At 36.3% G+C, this 7,391-nt stretch carries 7 protein-coding genes; 4 read left to right on the top strand and 3 right to left on the bottom strand.

Going from position 1 to position 7,391, the window contains the following annotated elements; all coding sequences use genetic code 11:
- Nucleotides 1–7: 7 nt before the first annotated feature.
- Both F6K06_RS19700 and F6K06_RS19705 read right to left on the bottom strand, forming a co-directional pair.
- On the bottom strand, nucleotides 8–790 hold the full coding sequence (locus F6K06_RS19700; RefSeq protein WP_287242839.1) for a transposase: 783 nt from the start codon (nucleotides 788–790) through the stop codon (nucleotides 8–10).
- A gap of 12 nt (nucleotides 791–802) precedes the next feature.
- A complete protein-coding gene (locus tag F6K06_RS19705; protein WP_287242838.1) occupies nucleotides 803–1,693 on the bottom strand; it encodes a hypothetical protein in 891 nt (296 codons plus the stop codon).
- Nucleotides 1,694–2,600: 907 nt separating this feature from the next.
- Between F6K06_RS19705 and F6K06_RS19710 the strand changes: the two genes are divergently transcribed.
- The 4 genes from F6K06_RS19710 to F6K06_RS19725 all read left to right on the top strand — a co-directional run bounded on the left by F6K06_RS19710 (nucleotide 2,601) and on the right by F6K06_RS19725 (nucleotide 6,102).
- Nucleotides 2,601–3,680, top strand: coding sequence for an HlyD family secretion protein (locus tag F6K06_RS19710; protein ID WP_124145577.1), 1,080 nt, complete (start codon nucleotides 2,601–2,603; stop codon nucleotides 3,678–3,680).
- Nucleotides 3,681–4,331: 651 nt separating this feature from the next.
- On the top strand, nucleotides 4,332–4,700 hold the full coding sequence (locus tag F6K06_RS19715; protein WP_124145578.1) for a hypothetical protein: 369 nt from the start codon (nucleotides 4,332–4,334) through the stop codon (nucleotides 4,698–4,700).
- Nucleotides 4,701–5,059: 359 nt separating this feature from the next.
- Entirely contained in the window at nucleotides 5,060–5,278 is a 219-nt protein-coding gene (locus F6K06_RS19720; RefSeq protein WP_124145579.1) for a family 1 glycosylhydrolase, read from the top strand.
- 257 nt (nucleotides 5,279–5,535) lie between these two features.
- The gene (locus F6K06_RS19725) at nucleotides 5,536–6,102 is read left to right on the top strand and encodes a glycoside hydrolase family 1 protein (RefSeq protein WP_275670395.1); all 567 of its coding nucleotides are present in this window, start codon (nucleotides 5,536–5,538) and stop codon (nucleotides 6,100–6,102) included.
- 307 nt (nucleotides 6,103–6,409) lie between these two features.
- Here the strand turns inward: F6K06_RS19725 and F6K06_RS19730 are convergent, their stop codons facing one another.
- The gene (locus F6K06_RS19730; protein WP_124145581.1) at nucleotides 6,410–6,799 is read right to left on the bottom strand and encodes a nuclear transport factor 2 family protein; all 390 of its coding nucleotides are present in this window, start codon (nucleotides 6,797–6,799) and stop codon (nucleotides 6,410–6,412) included.
- Nucleotides 6,800–7,391 lie beyond the last annotated feature (592 nt).

Below are 7,391 nucleotides of genomic sequence, written 5' to 3' on the forward strand. Positions count from 1 at the left end.
CAATGATTTATAGCTGCCAAGACCAACCAAAAGAAATCACAGAAGAGCGATCGTAAATAATAGTTGCCAGAGGGGGAATATTCCTAGTCTGGGTAATGCGATCGCGTACATATTCAAAAAAGCTCAATCCCAGTTTACGAGTAGTAGCAACCAGGGACATAAAAGTATCCCAAGATGCAGTCCCCTCAGCCGTCTGAGTTCCATAACTGATATTGCGTCGTTGAACCATCGTCCTAGCAGCTAACTCTGCCGGGTTATTATGCAATGGTAATTCCGGATGGTCTAACACCAGCAACAATTCCCAAATTTTGGCCGCAGTTAATTGTTTTCGTTCATCCAACTGCTGATCACCACTCTCAGTAGTGAAAAGTCGAGAAAATTCAGAGCGTAATCTGTTAGCAGTTGAAAGTGTAGGAGCATCTCTATAAGCCAGTAAATCTCCATAGTAATCCCAAAAATCATCCAAGAATTGCTCTAGGAGTTTTTGATGATCATCAACTAGGGGAGTTAACTTTTTATAATGTCGTCCCTCATGTACCCAACACAAAGCCAAATTCTCTGTTAGTAACTTGAATTGAGGTGCATCATCACTTACGAGAGTTTGTATGACTGGCCAGTCAGTTTGGTGATGGTAAAAAGCGATTGCTGCTGCTTCTAAAATACGTTTACGTTGGAGATCTCCTAATAATGGTAAATACCTATCTAGTAGCTCATTAAACTCTGTGGAATTCAATACAGTTTCTTGGGGCAACAATTCGAGAAACTTCTTCCATTTATCTGGTAATTGCAAGGTCTCCAACAGTTAAAAAGTCAGGGGATTGAGTCGGAACTCTAGTTCTCGTCCGTCCAGTAAACCTTGAAGCACACTTAATCTATCTTTGTTGGCAGTGGTAAAGTAAACCGTATAAAGAGGGTTACACACTACATTCGTGGTATAGTTTACTCCTCCCACTCTGGCTCCCGTTTGGTCAAAGTGCTGCCATGGACTACTTTGGAGTCCTGCTTCATAGATTTCGCTTTTTTCTCTCTCAAAAAAAGCCTGGTTTTTGATTAATAAATTAGACAAATGCCCTGCTGAAATGGAGATGCCCATATCCTCTAAAAACTCTAACAGTTTGCCTTGGGTCATATTTCCCCCATAGTACAAACTAATGATTAAGGTTTTAATTCCTGGACCAAATTCTCCTTCGTAACCTTGTGGTAATTCTGCCAAAAAAGTTTTTTGGTTTTGAGGTGAGTAGTATTTTTCCTTGGGAAACAATACGTTATCTGTTTTTAGTAAAATGTCTTGAACAATTACTTCTTCGTAACCTTTAAACTCTGCATCTGCTGGTAGCTCTTCCGTAGAATAGAATACTATTTCTTCTCGGTCTACTTTTATTGTCTCCTTTTTACTGGTTTTACTATGTTCTCTTGGAGTTTTTCGTTCTTTCTCTGACGAGTGGTTTTTCTGAGATTCTCTCTTTTTGCTAGCTTTGATGTCTGGTTTGCCAAGTTCACCTTTGAGACGGTTGTTTTCGTCCCGCAGCTTTTGGTTTTGTTCTTCTAATTGTATAACTTTTGAGTTGAGTTGTTCTACCAGATTCAGTAATAGTTCTACTGTTTGACGCACTCCTTCATCTGCAATCAAACCTGGGTCAATTGATTGCAGTAATGTGGCCACTAATTTCTCTGATGATAGTTTTTGCGTCATGGGTCATATTCTACAACACTAGCTCTACTTTTTCTCTTTATTACCCCAATTTACTGAGCGGATACGAATTGTACTTGATAATTCCAAAATAATCTGCAGTGTCCGGAGTTTTGTATACTTCGACGATCGGGTTATATCATGTCCGGATAATTAGTGATGAAAAAACTTTCTCCTTTTTTTCCTTCTTCTTCCCTCTTTTTTTCTCCTGACTCCTGACTTCCCCTCCTGGGAGGGGTTAGGGGTGGGTTGACTCCTGAGGACTCCGTCGTTTATTTATAACTGTTCAACCGGACATGATATTATTGTTAATTGTTGACTTTAATCCTAATTTCTTCAAGTTTTCATTCTATCCGGATTAAGTTGAAACAAATCTGCAAAAATTATTAGAGTATAAATTAAATACAGCAGTTATCAATAATTTGTCATACCAAATTCAAAAAACAATACTATCTACATTATATTGTAGAGGGTTCGTATACAACACTCTTACCGCTCATTACTCTAAGTTGATATAGCAACTCTCTAAATAATTTGTAAGAAATTAGTAAAATAACTATTATCCCTAGACTTCCCTTGCGTATTAGGTATGTAGGTGGTGCGGTCATTTCAGTTATCAGGCACGCCTCCTCCGGAGGAACTGCGGACTTCAGTACCTCTGCAATCAGGAGGCTACGAAAATACGGAATTTTCTTTTCTCTTGGTCTCATGGATATGGCGAAGAGACCTGTTCTTACAGACCCGCTCCGAAGATCGCCATCCCACCCTACGGGAAGCTCCGAAGATCGACTGCTTTTTATCCTCTTAAAAGAGGAGGCGTAACTACCCAAATTTTTCGGTAAGCTTTTTCACCTAAAACCTACCACCTAAAACCTACCACCTTCTTCAATTTAATAAGTGAATATCAATTATGTTAAATAATTCTGATTATGTAGAACTACAACCTCTAGAAAGTGATGAATTTCTCCCTCCTCTAAGTCCTTGGAGCAAAATAGGAGGAATGTTTTTAGTAGGAACATTTGGTGTCGCTATTGCTCTAATGAGTGTAGTAAAGTACAACCCTACTGTAAGAACTGAAGCAATTGCTCGACCAACAGGAGACGTAAGAATTGTTCAGGCACTTACAGAAGGTAAAGTTGAAAGTGTAGAAGTAAGTGAAAATCAAACTGTTGAGATGGGAGAGACCATCGCACGCATAGATGAATCTGCACTTAATCGCCAAAAAAATCAACTACAGGAAAAAATAAAACAGTGTGAGGTAGAACTAGAACAGATAAATCAACAAATTTCTGCTGTAGAAGTTCAAATTTTAGCTACCGCGAAACCTCAGACTTTTCAGAAATCTAGATCGAGTACAACAGCAAACAATAAAATAGATAATGCATCTGTTGAATCAGCCATTTTAGATTTATCTCAATCTTTACCTACAGTTGCGCAACAATTTGCTAAGGATCGACGAGACCTAATTGTGAAGCGGACAAAATTAATTAAAGATTTGACTGCAGGTACCAGAGAACTAGAAAAAGTAGATATTAAACTTGATAATAGTGTAATTCGAGTCCCTGTAGATGGTACTATCTTTAAACTATCTTTGCGTAATCCTGGGCAAACTGTAAAGTCAGGAGCAGCGATCGCTCAGATTGTTCCTAGTAATGCACCTTTAGTATTTAAAGGCAGAGTAACAGCAGCAGATATTGCTAGGGTAAAAGTCGGCCTACCTGTGCAAATGAGGATTTCAGCGTATCCTTTTCCGGACTATGGTATTCTCAAAGGAACTGTCAATTCAATTTCTCCAGATGCTATCACCTCAGAAGCACTTCGTGAAGCTTATTATGAAGTGACTATAGAACCTGAAAAACCTTACTTAGTTAGGAGCGGTCGTCAATATCTAATCCAACCAGGAATGGAAGGTCGAGCTGATATAATTTCTTCCCAAGAAACCGTGTTAACTTTTGTTCTCAGAAAGATTAGGCTATTAAGTGATTTTTAAGTTTTTATTTCCTTTGTGTTGGGCAGAGGAGGATGAGGAGTCAAAAATATTACTAGCGAATAATCTGAAAAAATTTGGTATAATTAATATCAATTTTTCTAATAATTTTATAGATTAATTGCTAAGATACTATTTTACACCTTTTCCTACTTTTTTCCATAAAGAATTGTTGAAAATACCTCTCTAACACCTACTATTTTTTTACATTTATGTTTATGTTTGAAAAATTTATCAGTAAAGTTCAGAAGTAACTTGACAAATATTTTTTTATCTGGATTGAAATTTAAACTCTTTACTATAATTAGTATCTCCGATTCCTGAAATAATCATTAGGTATAGTACACACTAAAGTTGCAACTTCAACAGTTGTTTTTGTTGAATATTTTAAGTTTAATTTAATGTTTTTACTGAAGAAAGTAATAAGTGACTAATTTATCTAAAAAAATATACTTTTTTTGACGAAAAATAGTATTTGTAAAGAACTATCAGCATTTGTGCTTAGATTGTTTTTTTACATTAAAATTAAAATAAATTTAGTAGTTATACTGAAGTATTATTTCTACATTTAGAAAAAGTTTTCCTAGCATTTTCAATAATTAGATAGTACAATAAAGGATATAAACCCTACACAACAATAAAAGAAAATTGATAATGAAGACAATCATTACTATCTTAGGTATTGGTGCAATCTTGCTATCTTATACTCCTACTACTAGAGCACAATCAAATAATCCTCAAATTGGAGAAACAACTCTTTCTGGAGACTCTCTGAAGACAGTAGAAGGCAGATCCATTAATAAAGATAATTACAGCACATATACTGATGACCCAAAATCTAGTAGCTCTCCTACAAATGGAATTAAACCTTATGAACTGCGTCGTCAACAACAAAACGTAGAAGTGATACCAGGAGTCTCGATTCCTGTAAACTCAGATCTGCCTAAATCAGAAAATCCTCTAGAAAATACCCTAGAAGGGGATAAACGAGAAGAAGGATTCAAACTAAAATTAGGAATTTAGAAATAATTGATTTATTCAACTTTTTGGGAATACTTTGCAAATTATAGATTCAAATGGAAATAACGGATGGGGAACTGAGAAAATCAGTTCCTCATTTTTGATCGAGGTTTTCTTGAGCGGGAGAGATGGGGAGATGGGGAGATGGGGAGATGGGGAGATGAAGGAGTAGTAAACATAATGTCCTTGTGATCAGCTAAAAATCATTTAGATTCTACAGCATATTTCGGGCAAATGAGGTACAGGGTAAATGATGAAAATATTGTAGTGCGGGCATCTTGTCCGCTTCGGGGTGTACCTCATAACAACAGAAAGCGCTGTATATTCCCTGTTCCCTGTTTCCTTTGAAAAAAATTGAATATATGAATAGTTATAAATTTCCAGACGATTTTATGTGGGGAGTAGCTACCGCTTCCTATCAAATAGAAGGTGCCGCCACAGAAGCAGGTCGCAAACCTAGCGTCTGGGATACCTTTAGCCAAACTCCAGGAAAAGTGTTACATGGCGATACAGGTGCAATAGCTTGCGACCACTATCATCGTTACGAAACAGATATTAGACTTGTCGCTTTAATTCCTTAAAAAAATCCCAAAAACCTTGTTCTGTAAGAATTGTAGCTATGGGATAGCAAAAATGCTGGGAATTATTGCTCTGTCTAGGTTAGAGTGATTTTTTTCCCTTATTTAGCGACAACTCTATTAGACTTGTCGCTTTAATTCCTTAAAAAAATCCCAAAAACCTTGTTCTGTAAGGATTGTAGCTATTGGCTGTAAACATGCTGGGAATTATTGCTCTGTCTAGGTTAGAGTGATTTTTTCCTTTATTTAGCGACAACTCTATTAAACTAATGGCGCAACTTGGTGTCAAACATTATCGCTTTAGTATTGCTTGGCCACGCATTATTCCTGATGGTCGGGGTATAGTCAATGAAGCAGGGATAGATTTTTATCGCCGTTTAGTAGACTGTCTGCATCAACACAATATTACTCCCCATGCAACTCTATTTCATTGGGATAGTCCTCAAACCTTGGAAGACTTATATCGGTCTTGGCGTAGTCGGGAAATGGCAAAAGATTTTGCAGACTATGTAACTGCTGTGCTAAGTCGGTTGGGCGATCGCATCACTAACTGGATAACTATCAATGAAATTACTTGTTTTACGCATCTCGGTTATGCCGTCAATTCTGACCTTTCCCACGCTCCAGGTACTCTGGTTAATACCAATAAAGAAGTCTGGCAAACTTCCCATCATGCTTTACTGGCCTACGGGTTGGCTATTCAAGCTATTCGTGCGGCCTCCCCCACACCTTGTTTGATTTGTTTAGTTGATAATATTTCTGTAACTGTTCCCATTTCTGAAACACCAGAAAATATTAAAGCTGCTCAACAAGCATTTCACCTTTAAGGAAGAAAAATTTTTTGATAAGACAGGTTGGTATTTGAAAGAAGGTAAAAAACAAAAGGCATAATAGATAAAGATGAAAATCCTAATTTACCAACACCTCTTTATTTGGGGTTGGTGATTAGGTAATGCCATTAAATATTTATGAACGGTACAATTATAGTTTTTTTCATAGATATTTGAGACAAAAGCATTACGCATTCACCAATGCCCTTTATTTATACTTACCTACTTACCACTAAATTTGTGAAGGGGAAAAATCAAAAATTTTTCTTGTCACTTAAATAACTACCTAAAACCTAACACCTTCTTACTCACCTTTGATTTGAGCCATCATTGCTGCATCATCCCAATAAGAAGATACTTGTTTAATTTTGCCATTTTCATTAATTTCAAATATACTAATTCCCTCTGCAACTCCCTGATTACCATTTTTTCCCACTCCTTGCATCGTCCATTTAACTGCTGCTCCATTATCTACAATAAATATATTGTTTGGTGTCAATTCTAGTTGAGCAAAAATCATTGATAATAGCCCAAAGAATTTCTGATAATCTGACTGTACATTGCTAGGTGGTTTACCCACAGGGTCATAGATAACACCGTCTTCAGCAAAGTTTTCTACCCATGCTTCGGCATTCATCGCTGCCATATTTGTAAAATAAGAATTGACTAATGTTTCGATAGTTTCTTTTGTCATTTTCGAGTTTTCTTTTAATCGGGGTTTTTCATCTAAATCATATTTATGATACCAAGTTGAGATAATTAGTTACAATCAATTTTTTTTCATGGCCAGATAAGCTGATTCAGAATATAATCCTAAATTCGGTTTATAGAGCATCCTTTTATGTAGACAGGGTTTAGGGGAAATGAGGTGAGGGTTGAATCTTACATCCTATAAAATATCTTTAATAACCAGATTTTGTCTAATTTATGATATTTAATTTCAATTTTAACTTCTGGATATCACTTTTTTTCCGGGATTCACTTTCTACAATTAACCACCTTTGTTTGACACCCGCATAAGTTACATTTTGCTCCAACCATTTATATCCTTTTTCTTGAATAATCCTGGTTATTTCTTGAATTTATGGATCTGTTTCCGGGGGGATTGTTACTTCTTCAAGGTCTAATTCAATTACTTCTTTGGCTTTTTTTAAAGTCATTGGGACTCGAGTTATCCATTTTCAATTTGAGATTAATTGGATATTATTTTGGCTATATAAAGCACTATCACAGACTATAATACTATCTAGTTTTATTTGTTTTTTCACCCAGGCTAAAATTTGACC

The sequence above is a fragment of the Okeania sp. SIO1H4 genome, assembly GCF_010672695.1.
In the GTDB taxonomy this organism is placed as follows: domain Bacteria; phylum Cyanobacteriota; class Cyanobacteriia; order Cyanobacteriales; family Microcoleaceae; genus Okeania; species Okeania hirsuta.

Coding starts and splice junctions, on each gene's coding strand:
- F6K06_RS19705 (WP_287242838.1), bottom strand. CDS start 1,693: ATGACGCAAAAACTATCATCAGAGAAATTAGTGGCCACATTACTGCAA.
- F6K06_RS19710 (WP_124145577.1), top strand. CDS start 2,601: ATGTTAAATAATTCTGATTATGTAGAACTACAACCTCTAGAAAGTGAT.
- F6K06_RS19715 (WP_124145578.1), top strand. CDS start 4,332: ATGAAGACAATCATTACTATCTTAGGTATTGGTGCAATCTTGCTATCT.
- F6K06_RS19720 (WP_124145579.1), top strand. CDS start 5,060: ATGAATAGTTATAAATTTCCAGACGATTTTATGTGGGGAGTAGCTACC.
- F6K06_RS19730 (WP_124145581.1), bottom strand. CDS start 6,799: ATGACAAAAGAAACTATCGAAACATTAGTCAATTCTTATTTTACAAAT.